This window comes from Bacillus rugosus, assembly GCF_023238245.1.
GTDB lineage: Bacteria > Bacillota > Bacilli > Bacillales > Bacillaceae > Bacillus > Bacillus rugosus.
This window is the reverse complement of sequence record NZ_CP096590.1, coordinates 3,225,114-3,250,768: the sequence shown is the minus strand read 5'-3', so window position 1 is coordinate 3,250,768 and position 25,655 is coordinate 3,225,114. Positions and strand designations below refer to the sequence as shown.

At 44.8% G+C, this 25,655-nt stretch carries 30 protein-coding genes and 1 riboswitch; of the genes, 27 read left to right on the top strand and 3 right to left on the bottom strand.

Features of this window, described 5'->3' with window-relative positions; all coding sequences use genetic code 11:
- The first annotated feature begins 55 nt into the window (after positions 1–55).
- Positions 56–964 (top strand): proline dehydrogenase family protein, encoded by a 909-nt coding sequence (locus tag M0696_RS16550; protein ID WP_248602179.1) that lies wholly within the window; start codon positions 56–58, stop codon positions 962–964.
- 24 nt (positions 965–988) lie between these two features.
- Here the strand turns inward: M0696_RS16550 and M0696_RS16545 are convergent, their stop codons facing one another.
- Positions 989–1,135 (bottom strand): YuzL family protein, encoded by a 147-nt coding sequence (locus M0696_RS16545; RefSeq protein WP_003240817.1) that lies wholly within the window; start codon positions 1,133–1,135, stop codon positions 989–991.
- A 174-nt stretch (positions 1,136–1,309) separates the two neighbouring features.
- On the opposite strand from M0696_RS16545, the gene M0696_RS16540 reads away from it, so the two are divergent.
- From M0696_RS16540 to sufB, 19 genes are all read left to right on the top strand, one after another.
- Positions 1,310–3,679, top strand: a complete 2,370-nt coding sequence (locus M0696_RS16540) for a 3-hydroxyacyl-CoA dehydrogenase/enoyl-CoA hydratase family protein (RefSeq protein ID WP_248602178.1) — start codon at positions 1,310–1,312, stop codon at positions 3,677–3,679.
- Between the two features lie 10 nt (positions 3,680–3,689).
- Positions 3,690–4,865 carry an acetyl-CoA C-acetyltransferase gene (locus M0696_RS16535; RefSeq protein ID WP_248602177.1) on the top strand — a complete coding sequence of 392 codons (1,176 nt, stop codon included), beginning with the start codon at positions 3,690–3,692 and terminating at the stop codon, positions 4,863–4,865.
- Between the two features lie 14 nt (positions 4,866–4,879).
- On the top strand, positions 4,880–6,664 hold the full coding sequence (fadE, locus tag M0696_RS16530) for an acyl-CoA dehydrogenase FadE (RefSeq protein WP_248602176.1): 1,785 nt from the start codon (positions 4,880–4,882) through the stop codon (positions 6,662–6,664).
- A 108-nt stretch (positions 6,665–6,772) separates the two neighbouring features.
- A complete protein-coding gene (locus tag M0696_RS16525) occupies positions 6,773–7,129 on the top strand; it encodes an arsenate reductase family protein (protein WP_166848637.1) in 357 nt (118 codons plus the stop codon).
- A gap of 66 nt (positions 7,130–7,195) precedes the next feature.
- Entirely contained in the window at positions 7,196–7,579 is a 384-nt protein-coding gene (gene gcvH, locus M0696_RS16520) for a glycine cleavage system protein GcvH (RefSeq protein ID WP_166848640.1), read from the top strand.
- A 55-nt stretch (positions 7,580–7,634) separates the two neighbouring features.
- Positions 7,635–7,871 carry a YusG family protein gene (locus M0696_RS16515; RefSeq protein ID WP_166848642.1) on the top strand — a complete coding sequence of 79 codons (237 nt, stop codon included), beginning with the start codon at positions 7,635–7,637 and terminating at the stop codon, positions 7,869–7,871.
- Positions 7,872–7,948: 77 nt separating this feature from the next.
- A complete protein-coding gene (locus M0696_RS16510; protein WP_014115086.1) occupies positions 7,949–8,311 on the top strand; it encodes a toprim domain-containing protein in 363 nt (120 codons plus the stop codon).
- A gap of 1 nt (position 8,312) precedes the next feature.
- Positions 8,313–8,633, top strand: coding sequence for a thioredoxin family protein (locus tag M0696_RS16505; RefSeq protein WP_003222787.1), 321 nt, complete (start codon positions 8,313–8,315; stop codon positions 8,631–8,633).
- Positions 8,634–8,738: 105 nt separating this feature from the next.
- Positions 8,739–9,083 carry an SCP2 sterol-binding domain-containing protein gene (locus tag M0696_RS16500; protein ID WP_166848644.1) on the top strand — a complete coding sequence of 115 codons (345 nt, stop codon included), beginning with the start codon at positions 8,739–8,741 and terminating at the stop codon, positions 9,081–9,083.
- A 114-nt stretch (positions 9,084–9,197) separates the two neighbouring features.
- Positions 9,198–9,304: riboswitch (SAM riboswitch) on the top strand.
- Positions 9,305–9,411: 107 nt separating this feature from the next.
- Positions 9,412–10,437, top strand: coding sequence for a methionine ABC transporter ATP-binding protein MetN (gene metN, locus M0696_RS16495; protein ID WP_166848646.1), 1,026 nt, complete (start codon positions 9,412–9,414; stop codon positions 10,435–10,437).
- Positions 10,430–11,098 (top strand): methionine ABC transporter permease MetP, encoded by a 669-nt coding sequence (metP, locus tag M0696_RS16490; protein ID WP_064816396.1) that lies wholly within the window; start codon positions 10,430–10,432, stop codon positions 11,096–11,098. Before metN ends, metP begins: the two co-directional genes overlap by 8 nt.
- 13 nt (positions 11,099–11,111) lie before the next feature.
- Positions 11,112–11,936, top strand: coding sequence for a methionine ABC transporter substrate-binding lipoprotein MetQ (gene metQ / locus M0696_RS16485; protein ID WP_166848649.1), 825 nt, complete (start codon positions 11,112–11,114; stop codon positions 11,934–11,936).
- Between the two features lie 84 nt (positions 11,937–12,020).
- Positions 12,021–12,398 carry a carboxymuconolactone decarboxylase family protein gene (locus tag M0696_RS16480; protein ID WP_166848651.1) on the top strand — a complete coding sequence of 126 codons (378 nt, stop codon included), beginning with the start codon at positions 12,021–12,023 and terminating at the stop codon, positions 12,396–12,398.
- Positions 12,399–12,590: 192 nt separating this feature from the next.
- On the top strand, positions 12,591–12,728 hold the full coding sequence (locus tag M0696_RS16475) for a YuzK family famiily protein (RefSeq protein ID WP_003228600.1): 138 nt from the start codon (positions 12,591–12,593) through the stop codon (positions 12,726–12,728).
- A 193-nt stretch (positions 12,729–12,921) separates the two neighbouring features.
- Positions 12,922–13,707, top strand: coding sequence for a Fe-S cluster assembly ATPase SufC (gene sufC, locus M0696_RS16470; protein ID WP_003222801.1), 786 nt, complete (start codon positions 12,922–12,924; stop codon positions 13,705–13,707).
- A gap of 17 nt (positions 13,708–13,724) precedes the next feature.
- A complete protein-coding gene (sufD, locus tag M0696_RS16465; RefSeq protein ID WP_166848654.1) occupies positions 13,725–15,038 on the top strand; it encodes a Fe-S cluster assembly protein SufD in 1,314 nt (437 codons plus the stop codon).
- The gene (sufS, locus tag M0696_RS16460) at positions 15,038–16,258 is read left to right on the top strand and encodes a cysteine desulfurase SufS (RefSeq protein WP_248602175.1); all 1,221 of its coding nucleotides are present in this window, start codon (positions 15,038–15,040) and stop codon (positions 16,256–16,258) included. The genes sufD and sufS overlap by 1 nt, the downstream gene beginning before the upstream one ends.
- A complete protein-coding gene (gene sufU / locus M0696_RS16455; protein WP_248602174.1) occupies positions 16,248–16,691 on the top strand; it encodes a Fe-S cluster assembly sulfur transfer protein SufU in 444 nt (147 codons plus the stop codon). The genes sufS and sufU overlap by 11 nt, the downstream gene beginning before the upstream one ends.
- A 20-nt stretch (positions 16,692–16,711) precedes the next feature.
- Positions 16,712–18,109 (top strand): Fe-S cluster assembly protein SufB, encoded by a 1,398-nt coding sequence (gene sufB, locus M0696_RS16450; RefSeq protein WP_003222811.1) that lies wholly within the window; start codon positions 16,712–16,714, stop codon positions 18,107–18,109.
- 87 nt (positions 18,110–18,196) lie between these two features.
- Here sufB and M0696_RS16445 read toward each other — a convergent pair whose 3' ends face one another.
- Positions 18,197–18,469, bottom strand: coding sequence for a hypothetical protein (locus tag M0696_RS16445; RefSeq protein WP_248602173.1), 273 nt, complete (start codon positions 18,467–18,469; stop codon positions 18,197–18,199).
- On the bottom strand, positions 18,469–18,618 hold the full coding sequence (locus tag M0696_RS16440) for a spore protein (protein WP_166848661.1): 150 nt from the start codon (positions 18,616–18,618) through the stop codon (positions 18,469–18,471). The genes M0696_RS16445 and M0696_RS16440 overlap by 1 nt, the downstream gene beginning before the upstream one ends.
- A 158-nt stretch (positions 18,619–18,776) precedes the next feature.
- Here M0696_RS16440 and M0696_RS16435 point away from each other — a divergent pair, with 158 nt between their 5' ends.
- From M0696_RS16435 to M0696_RS16405, 7 genes are all read left to right on the top strand, one after another.
- On the top strand, positions 18,777–19,901 hold the full coding sequence (locus M0696_RS16435; RefSeq protein ID WP_248602172.1) for an NAD(P)/FAD-dependent oxidoreductase: 1,125 nt from the start codon (positions 18,777–18,779) through the stop codon (positions 19,899–19,901).
- Between the two features lie 94 nt (positions 19,902–19,995).
- Positions 19,996–20,370: a nucleotide excision repair endonuclease gene (locus tag M0696_RS16430; RefSeq protein ID WP_166848666.1), complete on the top strand. Its 375-nt coding sequence runs from the start codon at positions 19,996–19,998 to the stop codon at positions 20,368–20,370.
- A 215-nt stretch (positions 20,371–20,585) separates the two neighbouring features.
- Positions 20,586–21,572: a fructosamine deglycase FrlB gene (gene frlB, locus M0696_RS16425; protein ID WP_166848669.1), complete on the top strand. Its 987-nt coding sequence runs from the start codon at positions 20,586–20,588 to the stop codon at positions 21,570–21,572.
- Positions 21,573–21,652: 80 nt separating this feature from the next.
- Positions 21,653–22,921 carry an ABC transporter substrate-binding protein gene (locus tag M0696_RS16420; RefSeq protein WP_248602171.1) on the top strand — a complete coding sequence of 423 codons (1,269 nt, stop codon included), beginning with the start codon at positions 21,653–21,655 and terminating at the stop codon, positions 22,919–22,921.
- 57 nt (positions 22,922–22,978) lie between these two features.
- Positions 22,979–23,857 (top strand): carbohydrate ABC transporter permease, encoded by an 879-nt coding sequence (locus tag M0696_RS16415; protein ID WP_166848674.1) that lies wholly within the window; start codon positions 22,979–22,981, stop codon positions 23,855–23,857.
- 3 nt (positions 23,858–23,860) lie between these two features.
- On the top strand, positions 23,861–24,763 hold the full coding sequence (locus tag M0696_RS16410; protein WP_222141988.1) for a carbohydrate ABC transporter permease: 903 nt from the start codon (positions 23,861–23,863) through the stop codon (positions 24,761–24,763).
- A 13-nt stretch (positions 24,764–24,776) separates the two neighbouring features.
- Positions 24,777–25,631, top strand: a complete 855-nt coding sequence (locus tag M0696_RS16405; RefSeq protein ID WP_222141987.1) for a fructoselysine 6-kinase — start codon at positions 24,777–24,779, stop codon at positions 25,629–25,631.
- Positions 25,632–25,655 lie beyond the last annotated feature (24 nt).

Genomic DNA, 25,655 nt, shown 5'->3' with positions numbered 1-25,655 from the left:
TTCAGGCTGGGATTTATATACAGGTGTTTTGAAGATGAAGGCAGGAGGGAGTCGAATGTTGAGACATGTGTTTTTATTCTTATCTAAAAATAAAACACTTACCAAGTTCGCCAAAGCATACGGAACCCGGCTTGGAGCACGAAGGTTTGTCGCCGGAGATACAATTGAATCGGCGGTTAAGACCGTCAAAAGGCTAAACAGAGCCGGTTTGTGCGCAACAATTGATTATTTAGGCGAGTATGCCGCTTCAGAAAAAGAAGCAAATCAAGTCGCAGAGGAATGCAAGAAAGCCATTCATGCCATTGCAGAACATCAATTGGACTCAGAGCTTTCATTAAAGCTGACCTCGATCGGGCTCGATCTTTCAGAAGAACTTGCCCTATCTCATTTGCGTGCCATTCTATCCGCTGCGAAGCAATATGGTGTTGCTGTGACGATTGATATGGAAGACTATTCTCATTATGAACAGACACTCGCTATCTACAGGCAATGCAAACAGGAATTTGAGATGCTCGGCACGGTGATTCAGGCGTATCTGTACCGGGCGGCAGAAGATATCAGACATATGCGCGATTTAAAGCCGAATCTCCGACTTGTGAAAGGCGCTTATAAAGAATCTGCGGCTGTAGCGTTTCCAGACAAAAAAGGAACAGACCTTCATTTTCAAAACTTAATAAAGCTGCAGCTGTTAAGCGGAAACTACACGGCTGTCGCCACACATGACGATGACATCATTGCGTTTACGAAACAGCTCGTTGCTGAACATCATATCCCAGCGTCACAATTTGAGTTTCAAATGCTGTACGGCATCAGACCGGAGCGGCAGAAGGAACTTGCCAAGGAAGGGTACAGAATGCGTGTGTATGTCCCATATGGAACTGACTGGTTCAGCTACTTTATGAGAAGAATTGCCGAACGGCCCGCCAATGCAGCGTTTGTGTTAAAAGGGATCTTGAAAAAGTGAAAGCAGCCGCGGGAAGCAGCTGCATTATGATTGTTCCATGTTATGTTTTTTATACTGCTGATTTTGACTTGTCCGTTTTCCGCCGCCGTAATGCTGAGTCGGACCGGCATCTCCCTTTACGCTCGCCGCGCTGACTGCCGCTGAAGACGGATTTTTTTTCTCTCGCACCATTCCCTTCACCTCCGGGCTTAAGTTGCCCGTCTTTTATAGGATTCATACAAAAAAATAACAAATTAGCTATTGAAGTCGAACCGGAAATCTTTTAAGATGAAAGAAGAAACGGGTTTCATTTTTTTTGGTCGAAAAATGAATGACTATTCATTCAATGTTCAAGGGGGATATCTCATGCACAAACACATTCGGAAGGCAGCCGTTTTAGGATCGGGGGTAATGGGTTCCGGGATTGCGGCGCATTTGGCTAACATCGGAATTCCTGTCCTGCTGCTTGATATTGTGCCGAACGATTTGACAAAGGTAGAGGAAAAAAGGGGACTGACGAAGGACAGTCCGGAGGTGCGCAGCAGGCTGAGCAGGCAGGCGGTGAAAAAACTGCTGAAACAAAAGCCCGCTCCCCTCACATCGGTGAAAAACACCTCCTATATCACACCAGGCAATCTGGAGGATGATGCAGCAAAGCTGAAAGAAGCAGATTGGATTATTGAGGTCGTTGTCGAAAATCTAGATGTTAAAAAGCAAATTTTCGCACTTGTGGATGAACACCGGAAGCCTGGAAGCATTGTCTCAAGCAACACCTCCGGCATATCAGTGCAGGAAATGGCTGAAGGCCGGTCGGATGATTTTAAGGCCCATTTTCTTGGAACGCACTTTTTCAATCCCGCCCGCTATTTAAAGCTGCTGGAGATCATTCCGATTAAGGAAACGGACCCTGATATTTTAAAGTTTATGACAGCCTTCGGTGAAAATGTCCTCGGTAAAGGCGTTGTTACAGCAAAGGATACACCGAACTTTATCGCAAACCGCATCGGAACATACGGGCTTCTCGTCACAGTCCAGGAAATGCTGAAAGGCGGCTATCAGGTTGGGGAAGTTGATTCAATCACAGGCCCGCTGATCGGCAGACCGAAAAGCGCGACCTTTAGAACGCTTGATGTTGTCGGGCTCGATACATTTGCCCACGTCGCCCGAAATGTGTATGACAAAGCGGATGGAGACGAAAAAGAAGTATTCCGCCTGCCGGTTTTTATGAACGATATGCTGGAAAAAGGGTGGATCGGAAGCAAGGCAGGCCAAGGCTTTTATAAAAAAGAAGGAAAAACGATTTATGAGCTTGACCCAGTAACGCTTACTTATGGCGAGCGGACAAAAATGAAATCACCGGCACTTGAAGCGGCAAAACAGGCAAAAGGGACAAAAGCGAAAATGAAAGCGCTTATTTATTCGGAGGACAGAGCCGGCAAGCTGCTGTGGAATATCACATCTCAAACCCTTCTTTACTCAGCCGAACTGCTTGGTGAAATTGCCGATGATATTCATGCGATTGACCAAGCCATGAAGTGGGGATTCGGCTGGGAGCTGGGCCCGTTTGAAATGTGGGATGCCATCGGCCTCAGGCAGTCGGCGGAAAAGTTTGAACAGCTTGGAGCAGATATTCCTGGCTGGATCAAAGACATGCTGGACAAAGGAAATGAAACCTTCTACATCAGAGAGAACGGAACGGTATTTTATTATGACCGCGGCGAATACAGAGCCGTAAAAGAAAACAAAAAACGGATACATTTACAAGCGATCAAGGAAACAAACGGCGTGATTGCGAAAAACAGCGGAGCTAGCTTGATCGACATTGGTGATGATGTGGCCCTTCTTGAATTTCATTCGAAGAGCAATGCGATCGGCCTCGATATCATTCAAATGATCAACAAAGCGTTAGAGGAAACAGAGCGGAACTACAAAGGCCTTGTCATCGGGAATGAAGGGAAAAATTTCTGCGTCGGTGCGAATCTTGGCATGATCCTAATGGAAGTCCAGGATGACAACTTTTTGGAAGTTGATTTCGTGATACGTCGTTTCCAAGAGACGATGATGAAGATCAAATACAGTGCGAAACCAGTTGTCGCTGCCCCATTTGGTATGACGCTCGGCGGAGGAACAGAGGTGTGTCTTCCGGCGGCGCGTATTCAAGCAGCAAGCGAAGCTTATATGGGGCTTGTGGAATCAGGCGTCGGCCTCATCCCAGGCGGAGGAGGAAACAAAGAGCTGTACATTAACCATCTTCGCCGCGGTCTTGATCCAATGAATGCGGCAATGAAAACATTTGAAACGATTGCGATGGCAAAAGTATCCGCTTCCGCCCAAGAGGCTCGAGAGATGAACATTTTAAAAGAAACGGATCACATCAGCGTGAATCAGGACCACCTGCTGTACGATGCAAAGCAGCTGGCCGCATCGTTATACGATACCGGTTGGCGGCCGCCTATAAAAGAAAAGGTCAAGGTGGCGGGAGAAACCGGTTATGCCGCACTCTTGCTTGGCGCCGAGCAAATGAGGCTGTCCGGCTATGTATCTGAGCATGATTTCAAGATCGCGAAAAAACTTGCTTACGTCATTGCCGGCGGAAAAGTGCCATTCGGTACAGAGGTTGATGAAGAGTATTTATTGGAGATCGAGAGAGAAGCGTTTTTGAGTTTGGCAGGAGAGGCAAAATCTCAAGCGAGAATGCAGCATATGCTTGTGAAAGGTAAACCTTTACGGAATTAGGAGGGAGCTTATGAAAGAGGCAGTCATAGTGTCAGGTGCAAGAACACCGGTTGGGAAAGCAAAAAAAGGATCGTTGGCCACCGTTCGCCCGGATGATTTGGGAGCGATTTGCGTGAAAGAAACACTGAAACGGGCAGGCGGCTACGAAGGCAATATTGACGATTTGATTATCGGCTGTGCAACCCCTGAAGCGGAACAGGGGCTAAATATGGCGAGAAATATTGGCGCACTTGCGGGACTGCCGTACACGGTACCGGCAATTACAGTCAATCGCTACTGCTCTTCAGGTCTTCAGTCCATCGCATATGCGGCGGAAAAAATTATGCTAGGCGCTTACGATACAGCGATCGCCGGCGGAGCAGAATCCATGTCGCAGGTTCCGATGATGGGGCATGTGACCCGTCCGAACCTCGCATTGGCAGAAAAGGCGCCGGAATATTACATGAGCATGGGACACACAGCCGAGCAGGTCGCGAAAAAGTACGGCGTCTCCCGCGAGGATCAGGATGCGTTTGCTGTTCGCAGCCATCAGAACGCGGCAAAAGCCCTTGCAGAGGGGAAGTTTAAAGATGAGATTGTTCCAGTCGAAGTGACGGTGACAGACATCGGAGAAAACCATAAGCCTCAGGAAAAACAGTTTATGTTTTCTCAGGATGAAGGAGTTCGCCCGCAAACGACGACAGACATCTTAGCAACTTTACGCCCGGCTTTTTCCGTTGACGGAACGGTTACTGCGGGCAATTCCTCGCAAACGAGTGACGGAGCGGCGGCAGTTATGCTGATGGACCGGGAAAAAGCTGATGCACTGGGCTTGGCGCCGCTTGTGAAATTTCGTTCCTTTGCAGTAGGCGGCGTGCCGCCGGAAGTGATGGGAATCGGTCCGGTAGAAGCCATTCCGCACGCCTTGAAGCTTGCGGGGCTTCAACTGCAGGACATCGGCTTGTTTGAACTGAACGAAGCTTTTGCATCACAGGCCATTCAAGTCATCCGGGAGCTGGGAATAGATGAAGAAAAAGTGAATGTCAACGGGGGCGCAATCGCACTCGGACACCCGCTTGGCTGTACGGGTACAAAGCTTACACTCTCATTGATTCATGAAATGAAACGGAGAAACGAGCAATTTGGAGTCGTCACAATGTGTATCGGCGGCGGGATGGGAGCGGCCGGTGTATTTGAATTATGCTAAAGGGGGAAAAAGAAATGGCAAAAAAAGCGGCTGAAGTACAAAAAGGCGGCGGTTTCTTAATCGAGGATGTCACATACGATCAAATGTATACACCGGAAGATTTCACTGATGAGCATAAAATGATTGCGAAAACAACAGAGGACTACATCGAGCAAGATGTTCTCCCTCATATAGATGACATCGAAAACCATCAATTCGAGCATTCCGTCAGGCTGTTGAAGAAAGCGGGCGAACTTGGGCTGCTTGGCGCTGATGTGCCTGAGGAATACGGAGGGCTCGGTCTTGATAAAATCAGCTCGGCACTCATCACTGAAAAATTTTCGCGTGCGGGAAGCTTTTCGCTTTCTTATGGCGCGCATGTCGGCATCGGATCCTTGCCGATTGTCTTTTTCGGAACAGAAGAACAAAAGAAAACATATTTGCCTGGGCTCGCTTCGGGCGAAAAGATCGCGGCTTATGCACTGACTGAGCCGGGCTCTGGATCTGATGCGCTTGGAGCAAAAACGACAGCCGTACTGAATGAAGCGGGAACCCATTACGTGTTAACCGGGGAAAAACAGTGGATTACTAACTCTGCCTTTGCTGATGTATTTGTCGTTTACGCTAAGGTGGACGGCGAAAAGTTCTCGGCCTTTATTGTAGAAAAAGATTTCCCGGGAGTATCCACGGGCCCGGAAGAAAAGAAAATGGGGATCAAAGGATCATCGACAAGAACGCTCATTTTAGATCAGGCTGAAGTGCCAAAAGAAAATCTGCTTGGAGAAATCGGCAAAGGGCATCTCATCGCCTTTAATATTTTAAACATCGGCCGCTACAAGCTGGCGGTTGGCACAATCGGTGCATCTAAGCGGGTAATCGAGCTGTCTGCAGCATACGCAAATCAGAGGCGCCAATTTAAAACGCCAATTGCGAGCTTTTCATTGACACAGGAAAAAATGGCGACAATGGCTTCAAGGCTGTACGCAATGGAAAGCTCTGTCTACAGAACCGTGGGGCTGTTCGAAGACAATATGAGTCAGTTTACGGCCGAAGATCTCAAGGACGGCCGGCAAATTGCCAAATCAATTGCCGAATATGCAATCGAATGCTCTCTTAATAAAGTATTTGGCTCTGAAACACTTGATTATATCGTAGATGAAGGCGTGCAGATTCATGGAGGCTACGGTTTTATGCAGGAGTACGAAGTAGAAAGAGCCTACAGGGATTCGAGGATCAATCGAATTTTTGAAGGCACAAACGAAATCAACCGGTTAATCGTGCCAAGCACTTTCCTGAAAAAAGCGTTCAAAGGCGAACTGCCTCTATTTGAGAAAGCGCAGTCGCTGCAGGAAGAACTCATGATGATTATGCCTGAAGAGCCTGGCAGCGGCGTTTTAGAGCAGGAGAAATATATCGTTAAGCAAGCCAAAAAAATCGCGCTGTTCGCTGCCGGTCTCGCTGCACAAAAATACGGAAAAGCCATCGATCGCGAACAGGAAATTCTCGTCAACGTCGCGGATATTGTCAGCAATGTGTACGCAATGGAGTCAGCCGTGCTCAGAACGGAAAAAGCCATTGCCGCACAAGGCGCAGAAAAAGCGGTGCAAAAGGTGCTGTATACTGAAATTTTCGTTCAGGAAGCCTTTAACGAAATTGAAGCGCACGCGAAGGAATCTCTTATCGCAATGGAAGAAGGAGATTCACTCCGCATGATGCTTTCCGCTTTGCGCAAGCTGACGCGCGTAACTCCTAAAAACGTCATTCAGAAAAAACGCGAAGCAGCAGCGGGCGTTTTCGAGGCTGAAAAATATATTGTCTGATTGGCCAAGAGCTCCGCATGCGCGGAGCTTTTTTAAGAAGCACTGTTTTAGGTTTTTAAAACAAACTGTGTTAAAATAACCTCGATTATTTTATTGAGGGGGAAGAAGATGTCGTTAACTTTTTACTGGTACCCTAAATGCGGAACGTGCCGCAAAGCAAAGAAATGGCTTGAAGAGCATGGGAAAGAAATAAACGAAATACATATTGCAGAGCAGCCACCAAGCAAAGAAGAACTAAAAGCGATTTATGAAAAAAGCGGGCTGGATCTCAAGAAATTTTTCAACACGAGCGGCATGAAATACCGCGAGCTGAATCTCAAGGAAAAGCTGTATCACATGTCGGAGGACGAACAGCTTGAACTGCTGGCTTCAGACGGAATGCTGATCAAACGGCCGCTTACAACAGACGGCGAAAAAGTGACAGTCGGTTTTAAAGAAGACCAATTTGAAGAAAACTGGGCTTAATGTAAATTTTTTTTGAAAAGTGTGGTATCTTCTTATTGTAGTGCTGTAAAAAATGGAGGGATTCAATTGAGCATACCTAAAGATTTGCGTTACTCAGGAGAACACGAGTGGGTAAAAGTTGAAGGAGAAAAAGCCAGAATCGGAATTACGCATTTTGCCCAGTCCGAGCTAGGCGACATCGTGTTTGTCGAGCTTCCTGAAGTCGGCGCTGAAATCAAAGCGGACGAGCCGTTCGGCAGCGTTGAATCCGTTAAAACGGTATCTGAGCTTTATGCACCGATTAACGGAACTGTTGTGGAAGTAAACGAAGATCTTGATGACAGTCCGGAATTCGTTAACGAATCTCCGTACGAAAAAGCATGGATGATCGTCGTTAAGCCGTCTGACGCTTCTGAAATTGAAAAACTGATGACAGCAGAGCAATATGAAGAGATGACACAAGAAGACTAAAACAGGATAGCTGTAAAGGCAATTGGACACGCTAACGTTATGGGAGGTGTCCAATATGGCTTTCAGCAAACATAAGCTCGATGTCACCAATGATGTGACAGGCCGCTTTCAAAATGGCCGGCTCTCGTTATATCATGAAAATGAGATGATTGGCCAAATGACAAGCATGAATGAATATGAGCTTAAGTCCGGTTATTCCTTTGAAAATGAGAAATTTTATAAGACAGCTGATGTGGTCTCAGGAAACGACGAAAAATATGTGGATTGTGACTACGAAAACGGCTGGTGTTAATGTTGGCGGTGAATTTCACTGCCTTCTTTTACAATCTGAACGTTTCAAATATGACGCGGCAGGTGAAGAAGATGAAGATGGATGAGCTGGAAAAGGTTATGATTGTTGAAGGGAAAACAGATAAAGAGAAAATCGAAAGCGTCCTGAATGAACCAGTGCGCATTATCTGCACAAACGGAACAATCAGCCAGCTGAAGCTTGAGGAATTGGCTGACGAGCTTTACGATAAAGACGTCTATATATTAGTTGATGCTGATGAATCAGGTGAGAAATTAAGAAAACAGCTGAAAAGAGAATTTAACGAAGCCTGCCATCTACATATCGACAGAGCCTATAAGGAAGTGGCGGCTGCGCCCAGGCACCATGTCGCCTCTGTATTGCTGCGCGCGAATTTGAATGTCCATACTATTTTTCTTGAAAGAAAATCCCGAGGTGTATAGCATGAAAGAACTCCAAGAACATGAACTTGAGCACATTGCAGATGATGTGTATCTCCTTTACTTATATACTCCGTTTTGCGGCACCTGCCAGCTTGCAAGCAAAATGCTGACAGTGGTGAAAGAAATGCTGCCTGATGTCGCCTTCTATAAAAACAATGTCAATTACTCTCCGACATTCGCAAAAGCGTATCAAATAGAAAGCGTCCCTTGTTTTCTGCTGTTTAAAGGCGGAAAAGTGGTCGAAAGAGGATATGCGTTTCATTCGGTTTCTTATTTATATGAGCTGATCAAACAAAAATCATCTTCCGCATCCCATTTATGACATATTTCTCGGCACATTCCAATGAAATTGTCGTTCGTTTTATAAAGGGGTTCTTGCGCCAAAAAGAGAAATGTATGTATGACCAACAAATAGGAGGTTGTACATATGGAGAAAGCGGAAGTTTTAGAAGATGAGTATCAGCATCTGTTTTTAAAACCCCTTTTGAACGCTTCAACATTGCTCATTACCTTCCAAGGAGAAACAGAAGCCTTAACCGTCTCAATAAACGAACAGGGAGAAATGAAGAAAATTTCTCCGCCCCAAACGTCCAACCTGACCTTTTACGGAAACCAAACAGAAATCATTCATTTATTGCACGGAGATATTTCCCTTCAGCACCTGATTCAGAGCGGAAGCCTGAAAGTGAAGGGGTCATTCAGAGCCCTGTTAAAACTAGAAGCTATACTCTGGCTGACGAATGGGTTTTTTCAGAGAATTTTAAAGAATTAAAAAATAGGAAATTATTATAATAGTAAAAGTTGACATCATTTATTTTATTGACATTTAATCATTCGCCATGCTATTCTACATTAAGAATTTCCGGACGAAAAAGACTATATATTTCTCTTATCAAGAGAGGTGGAGGGAAGTGCCCTATGAAGCCCGGCAACCATCAACGCTGTTGAAATGGTGCCAATTCACACGAAGCGTTCAGCTTTGAAAGATGAGAGAAAGGCCATTTTATATAAGCCTTTCTGCTCAAGTGTGCAGAAAGGCTTTTCTTTTGCAGAAAAAACCCGGAAGATTTCTTAGAATAGTGTTAAGGCAGGTGATTGCTTTGATCAATCTTCAAGATGTTTCAAAAGTTTATAAGTCGAAACACGGAGATGTCAATGCTGTCCAAAATGTCTCGCTTTCCATCAAAAAAGGTGAGATTTTTGGAATTATAGGATATAGCGGAGCTGGTAAAAGTTCCTTAATCCGTCTGCTGAACGGCCTTGAGAAACCAACCTCAGGAACCGTGGAAGTGGCGGGAACCAAGATTAATGAAGTAAACGGACGCGCCTTAAGAAATGCACGCCATGAAATCAGCATGATTTTCCAGCATTTCAATTTGCTTTGGTCGCGCACCGTTAGAGACAATATCATGTTTCCTTTAGAAATTGCCGGGGTGAAAAAGAGTGAACGGATCAAGCGCGCCGATGAACTGATTAAACTGGTCGGATTAGAAGGAAAAGAAAAATCTTATCCGTCTCAGCTGAGCGGCGGGCAAAAGCAGCGTGTTGGAATCGCCAGAGCGCTTGCAAACAATCCGAAGGTTCTCCTTTGTGATGAAGCGACATCAGCATTAGATCCGCAAACAACAGATTCAATTTTGGATCTATTGTCCGATATTAATGAAAGACTCGGTTTGACGATTGTGCTGATCACGCACGAAATGCATGTCATCCGCAAAATCTGCAACAGAGTCGCTGTTATGGAAAACGGAAAGGTTGTGGAAGAAGGCGAAGTTCTCGATGTCTTCAAAAATCCGAAGGAAGACATGACAAAACGATTTGTTCAGCAGGTGACAGAGCCGGAAGAAACGAAAGAAACGCTTCAGCACCTTCTTGATGAAACAGGATCAGGAAAAATGGTTCAGCTCACATTTGTCGGTGATTCAGCTGAGCAGCCTCTGATTACAGAAATGATCAGAAACTTCAATGTCAGCGTCAATATTCTGCAAGGGAAAATCTCGCAGACGAAGGATGGAGCTTACGGTTCACTGTTCATCCATATTGATGGAGCCGAAGAAGAAGTGCAAAACGTGATCCGGTTCATTAATGACAAACAGGTGAAAGCAGAGGTGATCACGAATGTTTGAAAAATACTTCCCGAACGTTGATTTAACTGAGTTATGGAATGCGACATATGAAACACTTTATATGACGCTGATCTCTTTACTGTTTGCTTTTGTCATCGGGGTGATCCTCGGCTTGCTGCTTTTCCTGACAAGCAAAGGGAGCCTTTGGCAGAATAAAGCGGTCAACTCTGTGATTGCAGCCGTTGTCAATATATTCAGATCAATTCCGTTCCTTATTTTAATTATTTTACTCTTAGGGTTTACGAAGTTCTTAGTCGGCACGATCTTAGGGCCAAACGCCGCATTGCCGGCGCTGGTGATCGGCTCGGCACCGTTTTACGCGCGCCTTGCTGAAATCGCATTGCGCGAGGTTGACAAAGGTGTTATTGAAGCCGCTAAATCAATGGGCGCCAAAACGTCTACGATTATTTTCAAAGTGCTGCTTCCGGAGTCTATGCCGGCCCTTATTTCTGGCATCACGGTTACAGCCATTGCTTTGATCGGCTCAACGGCAATTGCCGGAGCCATCGGTTCAGGCGGCCTTGGAAACCTTGCGTACGTAGAAGGATATCAGTCTAATAATGCTGATGTTACCTTCGTTGCAACTGTATTTATTTTAATCATCGTCTTTATTATTCAAATCATCGGTGATTTAATAACAAATATTATAGATAAACGATAAGGGAGGATTTACATTGAAAAAGCTATTTTTGGGTGCATTACTGCTTGTATTTGCAGGGGTTATGGCTGCCTGCGGATCAAATAACGGCGCTGAATCCGGCAAGAAAGAAATTGTGATTGCAGCGACAAAAACACCGCATGCGGAAATTTTAAAAGAAGCTGAACCATTATTGAAAGAAAAAGGCTACACGCTGAAAGTGAAAGTGCTTAGTGATTACAAGATGTACAACAAAGCTTTAGCTGATAAAGAAGTGGATGCGAACTACTTCCAGCACATTCCTTACCTTGAGCAAGAAATGAAAGAAAACACAGATTACAAGCTTGTGAATGCCGGAGCTGTTCACTTAGAGCCATTCGGTATTTACTCTAAAAAATACAAATCGCTGAAAGACCTTCCAAACGGTGCGACAATTATCCTGACAAACAATGTCGCTGAACAAGGCCGTATGCTTGCAATGCTTGAAAACGCAGGATTAATCACACTTGATTCTAAAGTGGAAACAGTTGACGCAACATTGAAGGACATTAAGAAAAACCCGAAAAACCTTGAATTCAAAAAAGTAGCGCCTGAATTAACGGCAAAAGCATATGATAACAAAGAAGGAGACGCGGTCTTCATCAATGTAAACTATGCGATCCAAAATAAATTAAATCCTAAAAAAGATGCGATTGAAGTAGAATCAACGAAAAACAACCCATACGCTAACATCATTGCAGTAAGAAAAGGCGAAGAAGATTCAGCAAAAATCAAAGCGCTGATGGAAGTTCTTCATTCTAAAGAGATCAAAGACTTCATCGAGAAAAAATACGACGGAGCTGTGCTTCCTGTATCTGAATAAGACTGAAACCCCGGATGAGAAATCCGGGGTTTTTTTCGGGTATTTTCATAAAAGCTGTTCATAATAAAAAGGAATGTTAAACAGATGGAGGGATCTTCTTTGAATCAAGACAGAGGAAGCATGCAGGACGCGCTAAAACAGTATAAATTAGGTTTAGGCACATTTGAACAAAAGATGCCGCTGATGGGAAGAAAGTTTAACGAGTTTACTGAACAATGCTTTGCCGGCAATTCTCTGACTGAAAGAGAAAAACAGCTGATCGCCCTCGGAATCGCCATCAATGCACAGGATGAATATTGCATGATCTATCACACAAAAGGCTGTCTTGATGAGGGAGCGACAGAAGAAAACATTCTCGAAGCAGTCAGTGTGGCAGCGGCATTTGGAGGCGGCGCGGCTCTCAGCCAAGGCGTGACAGTTGTCCAGCAGTGCATCGAGGAATTTGGAAACACCACGCATTAAGAGAAGGAATATTCCGAAAAACAATTCTCATTTGATCTAAAAGGATGCTTTCGTCTCATCTGCCGTTATTTCAAGCCATATCCTTTTTGCAGCATCCATCGCAAGGCTGATACAATAGAAGCAAATATATGAAGGGATTGATTCATTATTTGCAACAGCCAGGATAGACTGAACCTCGATTATACGTCTGAAATGGAAAAAGCGATGCAGCTGTCTCACGGAATTGGATACGAGGAGTACGGACGCCGGCTGGAAACAAGAATGAAAGTAGAGCGGCAGAGAGAGCTTGATTATGAAAAGAGCAAGCGGATTTCTGCGGGAGCTTATTGAGAAAATCAATCTTTTAAAAAAGGGTGGGAATCCACTCTTTTTCTTTTTCAATCGCTTTAATAAAGTGCTGATCTTTGTTAAACTTGAGGAATGTGCAAGGCATGATAAAAAGTTGTATTTACTTTTCATTTGTTATAAAATTAGAATGAGAATAAAATGAGAATAATGATTATATATTTTTGGAGGTATAGATATGGCTGCTTCAACATTAACGATCAAAGATCTTCACGTTGAAATCGAAGGGAAAGAGATCTTAAAGGGTGTAAACCTTGAAATAAAAGGCGGAGAGTTCCACGCTGTAATGGGACCGAACGGAACTGGTAAATCCACTTTATCAGCTGCTATTATGGGGCATCCTAAATATGAAGTAACAAAAGGCAGCATCACGCTTGACGGCAAAGATGTACTGGAGATGGAAGTGGACGAGCGTGCGCAGGCAGGTTTATTCCTTGCGATGCAGTACCCAAGTGAAATCAGCGGTGTGACAAACGCCGACTTCCTTCGTTCAGCAATCAACGCGCGCAGGGAAGAAGGCGATGAAATTTCTCTTATGAAATTCATCCGCAAAATGGACGAAAACATGGAGTTCCTTGAAATGGACCCTGAAATGGCTCAGCGCTACCTTAACGAAGGCTTCTCAGGCGGGGAGAAAAAACGCAACGAAATCCTTCAATTAATGATGATTGAACCGAAAATCGCCATCCTTGATGAAATCGACTCAGGTCTTGATATTGATGCACTGAAAGTTGTATCTAAAGGGATCAACAAAATGCGCAGCGAAAACTTCGGCTGCCTGATGATCACTCACTATCAGCGCCTGTTAAACTACATCACTCCAGATGTTGTTCACGTTATGATGCAAGGCCGCGTTGTAAAATCCGGCGGTGCAGAGCTTGCACAGCGTCTTGAAGCAGAAGGTTATGACTGGATCAAACAAGAACTTGGCATTGAAGACGAAACTGTAGACCAAGAAGCGTAAGCGTTAGGGGGATTAACATGACACTAGGTACAAAACTATCCGTAGATCAGGAGTATCTCAAAAGCTTTTCCGAGAAGCATCAAGAACCTGCCTGGCTGAAAGACCTGCGCTTACAGGCTCTTGAACAAGCTGAGGATCTGCCGATGCCGAAGCCTGACAAAACAAAAATCACAAACTGGAACTTCACGAGTTTCGCGAAGCATACAGTAGATACTGAACCGCTTTCTTCATTAGAAGATTTAACTGATGAAGTAAAAGCGCTGATCGATGTTGAAAACGAAGATAAAACATTATATGTACAGCGTGACCAGACGCCGGCATACCTATCTCTTTCTCAAGAATTGAAAGATAAAGGCGTCATCTTCACTGATATTCTGACTGCTGCACGCGAGCACAGCGACTTGGTGGAGAAATACTTTATGAAGGACGGCGTGAAGGTTGATGAGCATAAATTAACTGCTCTTCACGCAGCTCTTGTTAACGGAGGAGCATTCCTTTATGTTCCGAAAAATGTTCAGGTGGAGACGCCGGTTCAGGCTGTTTATGTCCACGAAAGCAATGATACGGCTCTCTTCAACCACGTGCTGATTGTGGCTGAAGACCACAGTTCTGTAACGTATGTTGAAAACTACATCAGTACTGTAAACCCGAAAGACGCTGTCTTCAATATTATCAGTGAGGTCATCACAGGTGATAATGCCAGCGTGACATACGGTGCGGTGGATAATCTGTCTAGCGGTGTGACAACATATGTTAACCGCCGCGGTGCTGCTCGCGGACGCGACAGCAAAATTGAGTGGGCTCTGGGCCTGATGAACGACGGCGACACGATTTCCGAAAACACAACAAACCTTTACGGTGACGGCACATACGGCGATACGAAAACGGTTGTTGTCGGAAGAGGAGAGCAAACAGAGAACTTTACAACACAAATCATCCATTTCGGTAAAGCTTCAGAAGGTTATATCTTGAAGCACGGTGTGATGAAGGATTCCGCTTCTTCTATCTTTAATGGAATCGGCAAAATCGAACATGGCGCTTCTAAAGCGAATGCGGAGCAAGAATCACGTGTGCTGATGCTCAGTGAAAAAGCACGCGGCGACGCAAACCCTATTCTTTTAATTGACGAAGACGATGTAACTGCAGGACATGCGGCATCTGTCGGCCGTGTGGACCCTATTCAGCTTTACTACCTGATGAGCCGCGGAATTGCGAAAGAAGAAGCAGAACGCTTAGTCATCTACGGATTCCTTGCACCGGTAGTAAACGAACTTCCGATTGAAGGCGTTAAGAAACAATTAGTTTCTGTTATCGAAAGGAAAGTGAAGTAATGAATATCACGGATATTCGTGAACAGTTCCCGATCCTTCACCAGCAAGTGAACGGACATGATCTCGTTTATCTCGACAGCGCGGCGACTTCTCAGAAGCCGCGTGCTGTCATTGAAACACTGGATAAGTATTATAACCAATACAATTCCAATGTTCACCGGGGCGTCCATACACTTGGAACCAGAGCGACAGACGGTTATGAAGGAGCGCGTGAAAAAGTCCGCAAGTTTATTAACGCGAAGTCAATGGCTGAGATTATTTTCACAAAAGGCACGACCACATCACTGAATATGGTGGCGTTAAGCTATGCGCGCGCCAACCTGAAACCGGGTGATGAAGTGGTCATCACCTACATGGAGCATCATGCGAATATCATTCCGTGGCAGCAGGCTGTCAAAGCGACTGGCGCCACATTAAAATATATTCCGCTGCAGGAAGACGGAACGATTTCTTTAGAAGACGTCAGAGAAACGGTCACAAGCAACACAAAAATTGTTGCAGTGTCTCATGTATCTAACGTTCTCGGCACGATCAACCCGATTAAAGACATGGCGAAAATTGCCCATGATAATGGGGCTGTTATTGTGGTGGACGGTGCACAAAGCACGCCTCACATGAAAATTGATGTGCAGGATCTCGATTGCGACTTCTTTGCGCTTTCTTCCCATAAAATGTGCGGCCCTACCGGTATTGGTGTGCTGTACGGAAAGAAAGCCCTGCTGGAAAACATGGAGCCTGCCGAATTCGGCGGTGAAATGATCGACTTTGTCGGGCTTTATGAATCAACTTGGAAAGAGCTTCCGTGGAAATTCGAAGCGGGTACGCCGATTATTGCAGGAGCAATCGGTCTCGGTGCCGCAATTGATTTTCTCGAAGAGATCGGTCTTGATGAAATCTCCCGCCACGAGCACAAGCTTGCAGCTTATGCACTTGAACGCTTCCGCCAGCTTGACGGCGTAACTGTTTACGGACCGCAAGAGCGTGCCGGACTTGTCACATTTAATCTCGATGATGTTCATCCTCACGATGTGGCAACCGTACTTGATGCGGAAGGGATCGCTGTCAGAGCCGGCCACCATTGCGCGCAGCCGCTGATGAAATGGCTGGATGTAACTGCTACTGCAAGAGCAAGCTTTTATCTGTATAATACAGAGGAAGAGATTGATAAGCTTGTGGAAGCTCTTCAAAAGACAAAGGAGTATTTTACAAATGTCTTTTAATGCAAACTTAGATACATTGTACAGACAGGTGATTATGGATCATTACAAAAACCCGCGCAACAAAGGGGTTTTGAATGACAGCATCGTCGTGGATATGAACAATCCGACATGCGGCGACCGAATCAGACTGACAATGAAGCTTGACGGAGACATCGTGGAAGATGCGAAATTTGAAGGGGAAGGCTGTTCCATTTCAATGGCATCCGCTTCGATGATGACTCAGGCGATTAAAGGGAAAGATATTGAAACAGCCCTTTCCATGTCTAAGATTTTCTCGGATATGATGCAAGGGAAAGAATATGATGAGTCTATAGATCTCGGGGATATTGAAGCCCTTCAAGGCGTTTCAAAATTCCCGGCCCGTATCAAATGTGCAACCCTGTCATGGAAAGCACTTGAAAAAGGAGTCGCAAAAGAAGAAGGCGGCAATTAAAAGGATTGGAGTGAAAATGGATGGCTAAAAAAATGCCTGATATTGGTGAATACAAGTATGGTTTTCACGACAAGGACGTTTCCATTTTCCGTTCAGAGCGCGGATTGACAAAAGAAATCGTAGAAGAAATTTCTCGCATGAAAGAAGAGCCTCAATGGATGCTTGATTTCCGCTTGAAATCACTCGAGCATTTCTACAACATGCCGATGCCTCAATGGGGCGGAGATTTAAACTCACTGAACTTTGACGAAATTACGTACTACGTAAAACCGTCTGAGCGTTCAGAGCGTTCTTGGGATGAAGTTCCTGACGAAATTAAGCAAACATTCGACAAGCTCGGTATTCCTGAAGCTGAACAAAAATACCTTGCGGGTGTTTCTGCTCAGTACGAATCTGAGGTTGTATACCACAACATGAAAGAAGATCTTGAAGCGCAAGGCATCGTCTTTAAAGACACTGACAGCGCGCTGAAAGAGAATGAAGATATCTTCCGTGAGCACTGGGCAAAAGTGATCCCGCCGACTGATAACAAGTTTGCGGCGCTTAACTCAGCTGTTTGGTCCGGCGGATCTTTCATCTACGTGCCTAAAGGCGTGAAGGTTGAAACACCGCTTCAAGCTTACTTCCGTATCAACTCTGAAAACATGGGTCAGTTCGAACGTACACTGATCATCGTTGACGAAGAAGCAAGCGTTCATTATGTTGAAGGCTGTACTGCCCCTGTTTACACAACAAACTCACTTCACAGTGCGGTCGTTGAGATTATCGTGAAAAAAGGCGGCTACTGCCGTTATACAACGATCCAAAACTGGGCGAACAACGTTTACAACCTAGTAACGAAGCGTACAGTCTGTGAAGAAAACGCAACAATGGAATGGATCGACGGCAACATCGGTTCTAAACTGACAATGAAATATCCGGCTTGTATCCTTAAAGGCGAAGGCGCGCGCGGTATGACGCTATCTATCGCTCTTGCGGGTAAAGGCCAGCATCAGGATGCAGGTGCGAAAATGATTCACCTTGCACCAAACACATCATCTACAATCGTATCAAAATCGATTTCAAAACAGGGCGGAAAAGTAACGTACCGCGGAATCGTCCACTTCGGACGCAAAGCGGAAGGCGCCCGCTCTAACATCGAGTGCGATACGCTTATTATGGATAACAAATCAACTTCAGACACAATTCCTTACAATGAAATCTTAAATGATAACATTTCATTGGAGCACGAAGCGAAAGTGTCTAAAGTATCTGAAGAGCAGCTCTTCTACTTGATGAGCCGCGGTATTTCTGAAGAAGAAGCAACTGAAATGATCGTAATGGGCTTCATCGAGCCATTCACAAAAGAGCTTCCAATGGAATACGCAGTTGAAATGAACCGTTTGATTAAGTTCGAAATGGAAGGTTCAATCGGTTAATTTTTTATAAAAAGGACGTGGCTGGTTTTCAGTCGCGTCCTTTTTTGTATCCAGAAGAAAAACCGCTGGCCGAGAAGCCGCGGTTTCTTACTCTTCGATCTCCTGATTGATAATTTGTTTTACAGATGTATTGCTGTTGTGTTCCCTGTTCATCTCTTGTAAACGAGTATAAGCCGTGTCGAATTCCTCTTTTGACATCTGTTTTGCAGCTAATGCAGAGCATAAAATGGCAAAGGCGATCGGCATTGTATTAATGTGAATATCGATATGGACTTCTGAATTGCCGCTGTTTTCGATCATAGATCCATTGTTAGGCATCTCTTGAGTATATCTGTTGATAGGAATGATATTCTCGTTCATTACTCTTCTCCGTCTTGTGATTGCGCTTGTGCCTGATCCTGATCTGTATTCACGTTAACCACGACTTTTGCATTGCCGCTGTTTTCAACTTTAGCCACTGCTACATTGCGCTTTTTGTTTTCTTCATTTTCATGATGATTTTCGCTCATGGTATCATCCTTTCTCTATTGATAGTGACAGGATATTCAATAGAAGAGTGAAGAGATTGGACGAACTTCGCGGTTTTTCCACATTGGGGCAAAAGGTCGAAGGAAAGCACTCTATTTGGTAAAATGAATAGACATTATAATAGAAAAGGTGTTTGCTTATGAAATCGTACATCATCGTCGGCGCAGGAATTCTCGGCGCGTCGACTGCTTACCATCTTGTCAAATTGGGTGCCCGGGTCACGGTGATTGACCGAAGGGAAACTGGACAAGCGACTGGCGCGGCGGCCGGGATCGTCTGTCCTTGGCTTTCCCAGCGGCGCAATCAGGATTGGTATCAGCTTGCCAAGGGAGGAGCACGGTATTATACGGATTTAATCCATCAATTGGAACAAGACGGAGAAACAGATACAGGATATAAGCGTGTCGGTGCTATCAGCATTCATACTGATGCGTCAAAGCTTGATAAGATGGAGGAGCGGGCGTTTAAGAGACGGGAGGATGCGCCGGAAATCGGCGACATTACACGCTTGTCGGCAAGTGAAACGAAAAAGCTGTTTCCGATTTTAGCTGACGGCTATGAATCAGTTCATATCAGCGGTGCCGCCCGTGTGAACGGAAGAGCGCTGTGCCGGTCGCTTTTAGGCGCTGCAGAGAAACGAGGCGCAAAGATTATCAAAGGAAATGCGTCCTTGCTTTTTGAAAATGGAACGGTCACCGGTGTACAAACAGATACGCAGCAGTTTACGGCTGACGCCGTGATTGTGACAGCGGGGGCATGGGCCAATGAGATCATGAAGCCTCTTGGCATTCATTTTCAAGTGTCCTTTCAGAAAGCGCAGATTATGCATTTTGAAATGACGGACGCGAATACTGGATCGTGGCCGGTTGTGATGCCGCCGAACGATCAGTACATTCTTTCGTTTGATAACGGCAGAATTGTAGCCGGCGCCACGCACGAAAACGATGCCGATCTTGATGATCTGCGTGTGACAGCCGGAGGACAGCACGAAGTATTGAGTAAAGCGCTAGCGTCAGCACCGGGTCTCGCTGATGCTGCTGCCATTGAAACAAGAGTGGGCTTCAGGCCGTTTACACCAGGATTTCTGCCAGTTGTTGGCGCTGTACCGGACGTTCAAGGCCTTTTTGCCGCTAACGGTTTAGGCGCTTCGGGATTAACGATGGGGCCTTTCTTGGGTTCAGAGCTCGCAAATCTAGTTCTCGGAAAGCAGACAAAAATCGACCTTAGCCCTTATGATCTAGCCGAAGCGTTGCATAATAAGTAAAAGCATAACAAACAAATATAATAAGCTGTTCTAGCTTTTCTTTTCTGTCTGTGTTAGCATTTACCTTTAATGAAAAAGAGGACGTGAACTGATTTTGATAAAAATTGATATACCTGCACCAAATGTCACCATCACCGAACGACAGCAGTCAGCTAATGATAACGAGCCGAAAATAAAGGCGATTCACGGATTCATCGACTTTCACCAGATACCAAGGGATAAAGGCGGCATCTTCATGTTTTACAACATTCATGACGAGCTGCTGTTTGTCGGTAAAGCTAGAAAGTTAAGACAGAGAATTAAGAAGCATTTTGAAGACACTGTCTCACCGATCAAACATCACAGAGACGAAGTATATAAAATTGAAGTATGTGTAGTCGATGATCCAATGGAAAGAGAAATTTACGAAACGTATATCATCAACACACAGCACTCGAAGTACAATATAGACAAGGTATTCTTTAAATAAGAAGCCAGTCTGCGGATTGAACAGCGAAGCCAGAGCTTATGTTAAGCTCTGGCTTTTGATTTGGGCATTTTTCCGCAAATCGACCCTTTGTCTATCAGTTGAGTAAATTATTGAGAAATTTCAGAAAATAATATTGACAATCCCAGTCGCGGACTTTAATATAACAATATATAATGTTATATAACGTTATATAATAAAAATGAGGAGTGAAGGATTTGAGTCAGGTCACAGCAAAAGTAAATCGTGAGGTTCAAGCTTTCTTGCAGGATTTGAAAGGGAAAACCATTGACCATGTATTCTTTGTCGCATGCGGAGGGTCTTCGGCTATTATGTATCCGAGTAAATATGTGTTTGACAGGGAGTCAAAATCAATCAACTCCGACCTTTACAGCTCCAACGAATTTATTCAGCGTAACCCTGTTCAGCTTGGTGAAAAGTCTCTTGTTATCTTGTGTTCGCATTCGGGAAATACTCCGGAAACAGTCAAAGCTGCTGCGTTTGCAAGGGGCAAAGGCGCACTTACGATTGCGATGACGTATAAACCGGAGTCTCCTTTAGCACAGGAAGCGCAATATGTTGCCCAGTACGATTGGGGTGATGAGGCACTTGCAATCAATACGAACTATGGCGTTCTGTATCAAATCGTTTTCGGCACCCTGCAAGTATTAGAAAACAATACGAAATTTGAACAAGCAATTGAAGGTTTAGATCAATTGCAAGCTGTGTATGAAGAAGCCCTTAAGCAGGAAGCTGACAACGCACAGCAATTCGCAAAAGCTCATGAAAAAGAAAGCATTATTTATACAATGGCAAGCGGTGCAAACTACGGTGTCGCTTACTCCTACAGCATCTGCATTCTCATGGAAATGCAATGGATTCATTCCCACGCCATTCATGCCGGAGAATATTTTCACGGACCGTTTGAAATTATTGATGAATCCGTGCCGTTTATCATCCTGCTCGGTTTAGATGAAACTAGACCTCTTGAAGAGCGGGCGCTTACCTTCTCGAAAAAGTATGGCAAAAAGCTTACTGTGCTTGATGCCGCATCTTACGATTTCACTGCAATTGACGATTCAGTTAAAGGCTATCTTGCTCCGCTCGTTCTCAACCGTGTGCTGAGAAGCTATGCGGACGAGCTTGCAGAGGCGAGAAATCATCCTTTATCTCATAGAAGATACATGTGGAAAGTTGAGTATTGATCTGAAACTGAGGAACCATTATGCATTAGACTATAATGTTATATAACATTATAGTCTAATGTCCAGAGGAGGCCAACCCTTTGAAGAAAATGTTGTTGTTCTTGATCATTGCAGCTGTCAGTATGCTCACCATTGCGGGCTGTTCGAGCCAGAGCAGTTCAGCGGATGGAAAGGTGACATTGAAATTTTTCCACAGATGGCCGAAGGAGCCGGAAAAAAGTTATTTTGAAGAGGTTGTTAAGGAATTTGAAAAAGAGCATCCGGATATCGACATTCAAATTGAAGCCGTTTTGAATGACTCCTATAAAGACAAAATTAAGGTTATGCTGGGAACCACCAGCCCTCCTGATATTTACTTCTCTTGGAGTGACGAGTTTGCTTTTAAGTTCATCAGAGGCAATAAAGCACTTGATCTCTCGTCCTACTACAAAAATGATACAGATTGGTCATCACAGCTCGTTCAATCGCAAGTTACACCATTTACTTATGAAAACAAGCAGTATGGTGTACCGTGGCAAATGGACGCTAAATCATTCTTCTATAATAAAGACATTTTTCAAAAGCTGAACCTTGATCCCCCAAAGACATGGGATGAATTAATTGATGTATCAAAAAAGCTGAAAGAAAATGGCTACACACCGATCAGTTTCGGAACAAAGGCGACTTGGACAATCTCGCACTACATCGGCACGCTCAATCAGCGGATGGTAGATGAAAAAACACGGGAAAAGGACTATAACGCCAAAACAGGTGAATTTACTGATGAAGGCTATGTAAAAGCGCTTGAAAAGCTTCAGGAGCTGATGCCTTACTTCAATAAACATGTAAACTCCGTCGATCATGAATATGTGAGACAGCAATTTAAGAGCGGAAAGTCGGCGATGATATATGCGGAAACAGCGGAAATCAAGCTGGTTGAACCGGTGAATCTGGGGATGTTCCCATTCCCTGAAATCAGCGGGCAAAAAGGATCTTCAAAAGCGTTAACGGGAGCGCCAGAAGGGTTCATGATTGCCTCAAAAACAAAACATCCGAAGGGAGCGATGGAATTTTTGCAGTTTCTGACGTCGAAAAAAATGGGTGAAAAGCTCGTCAAAGATGTCGGGAAATACAGTGCGGTGCAAGGAACGGCTACCGAAGAAAATTCTACAGCTATTCAGCGTGAAGCGGTTCAGCAAATTGTTGATGCCAAATCAATGGTTCCATGGTTTGATATGGATGTCGATGTTGAAATCGCAGATGCGTATTTAACGAGTGTCCAGCAAATGCTTGGCGGCGACATGACACCGGAGCAGGTGATGAAAGCCGTTCAAAAAGCAGCGAAGCAAGTGAAGGCGTCAGCTGAATAAATCAAAGAAAAGGTGAAGCTTCGCACCTTTTCTTTTTATAAAGGAGATGAGATATCCTTGGTCAATCAGAATAAAATAATCCCCTATTTGTTTTTGGTGCCCGCTCTCGTTTTTTTACTTTTCGTTTATATCCCGATTTTTGAGAATGTCTTCCTCAGCCTATTTCAATGGAGCTCTTTTTCTCCGGAAAAAACGTTTATCGGATTGAGAAACTATGTTGAATTATTTCATGATCCTGTCTTCTATCAGGCACTTACCAATAATGTGCTTTACGCAGTGATCTCAATTGTATGCCAGGTATTTGGCGGTTTGATTTTGGCGGCGGTGCTTGAGGATAAGCTGGTCAGAAAATGGTCGCCGTTTTTTCGTACCGTTTTCTTTTTGCCGGTTGTCATCTCCATGACGGTGATTGCGCTTTTGTTTGATTTTATTTACAACCCTGAGACGGGGCTTTTAAATCAGCTGCTTCAGGCGGTCGGTCTTGATCAGCTGACGAGAGCCTGGCTCGGGGATGACAGCACGGCTATGCTTTCTGTTATTTTTGTGTCTCAATGGCAATCTGTCGGTTATATTGCGATGCTGTACATTGTGTCGATTCAAAAAATACCGGATGAACTGTATGAAGCGGCCCGGCTTGACGGAGCGGGAAAAATTCAGCAGTTTTTTCATATTACCGTTCCCCAGACGAAAGAGATGTCTTTTGTTGCGGTGGTTATGACGCTGACCGGCGCCTTTACAGTATTTAATGAACCGTACATATTGACAGGCGGCGGGCCGGGAAACGCCTCAGAAGTATTAAGCACGTTTTTATACAAAAGCGCCTTTACAAAGGATATGATGGGCTATGCCTCAGCGATTGCCACCGTTGTGTTACTCATTACGCTCGCATTGTCGCTCATGCAAATGAAGTTCTTTAAAACCGGAAAGGAGGACTAACAGATGCTGCCTCAGAAGGAGACAGATTCGTTCAGATTGGAGCCTGTGCCAGACCGGCACATTGAGATGAAAAGAAAGCCTAGACGAAAATGGTACATCGGAGAAACGTCTGTGTGGGTTTTTCTATTTCTATATCTTATTGCGATCGCCTATCCGCTTCTATGGATGGTGATGAGCGCCTTTAAAAACTCGGACGATATTTTTGAGCATAGCTGGTCGCTGCCGTCTTCATGGCATCCGGAAAATTTTGTGTCCGCCTGGAATCAGGGGATTTCTTCTTATTTTATGAACAGTGTCATCGTCACGGCGCTTACGTGTGTGATCACTGTCTTTATCAGTGCATGGGCGGCGTACGGCCTTTCCCGGTTTGAGTTTAAAGGAAAAGGATTCTTTTTGGTGCTTTGTCTTGGCGGTTTGATGCTGACGCCGCAGGTCAGTCTTGTGCCGCTTTATTCTATTATTCAGTCGCTGGGCCTTTACAATACGTATTGGGCGTTAATCCTGCCGTATGCGGCTTACCGGATCCCATTCACCATCATTTTGATCCGATCCTATTTTCTTTCTGTTTCCAAAGAATTGGAGGAGGCGGCTTATTTAGATGGGTGCACGAGTTTTGGAGTATTTTTCAGAATTTTCTTACCAATGAGTGTGCCGATTTTGGTGACATCCGGCATTTTGACGGCTTACCATACGTGGAATGAGTTTATGTTTGCGATTATCTTCATAGATGATGAGAATTTGCGGACCATTCCAGCCGGGCTGATGCAGTTTAGAGACGCGCTGCAGACAGATTGGGGCGTCCTGCTGGCGGGATTAACGATTTCAGCTGCGCCGATTATTATTCTATTTTTATTGATGCAGAAATATTTTGTCCGCGGGATTGCAAGCGGAAGTGTAAAAGGATAAAGGAGGAAGCACAATGAAATTGATTGCGGTTGGAGATAACGTTGTAGATTACTATCAGGACCAAGAAACGTTCTATCCGGGAGGAAATGCCTTAAACGTCGCAGTGCTTGCCAAACGGCTCGGGCATGAGGCTTCGTATATCGGGATCGTTGGCAATGACGAAGCAGCGGCACATCTTTTGAACGTACTGAAAATGGAGAAGGTCAATGCGGATTACATCCGCCAGGCGCACGGAGAAAACGGAATGGCGATTGTCACCCTTGATGAACAGGGGGACCGTATTTTTGTCAGATCAAATAAAGGCGGCATTCAGTCCCGGCTTCGGCTCGCGTTCCAGCAGAAAGATATAGCCTTTATCAGCGGGCATGATCTGCTGCATACCAGTGTGTACAGCAGACTTGAGAACGATCTTCCGCAACTGTGCGGGCTGATCCCGGTCTCCTTTGATTTTTCAACTAATCGGGAAAATGATTATTTGAGGAAGGTCTGTCCTTATGTGACGTATGCGTTTTTTTCAGGAAGCGATTTGAGTGAGTCGGAGTGCGGCGAGCTTGCTGAAAAAGCTCATAAGTATGGAGCGAAAATCGTGTGTATGACTCGCGGGGGCCAAGGAGCAATCCTGTCTTCGGGTGACCGAATCTACCATCAGCCGATTGTGGAAACTGATATAATAGATACACTTGGAGCGGGAGATTCTTTCATTGCGGGTTTTTTGACTGCTTTTTGCGAGAAGCAGGACATAATGCACGCTTTGCGCCAAGCGGCGGAAACGGCTGCGAAAACATGTGGTGTGTACGGGGCTTTCGGTTATGGCCATCCTTTTCGCTTGGAGGATGGGGGAAGCAGTGAAAAAACGAGAATACTATAAGCAGTGTCTCGTTTTTTATGCCTG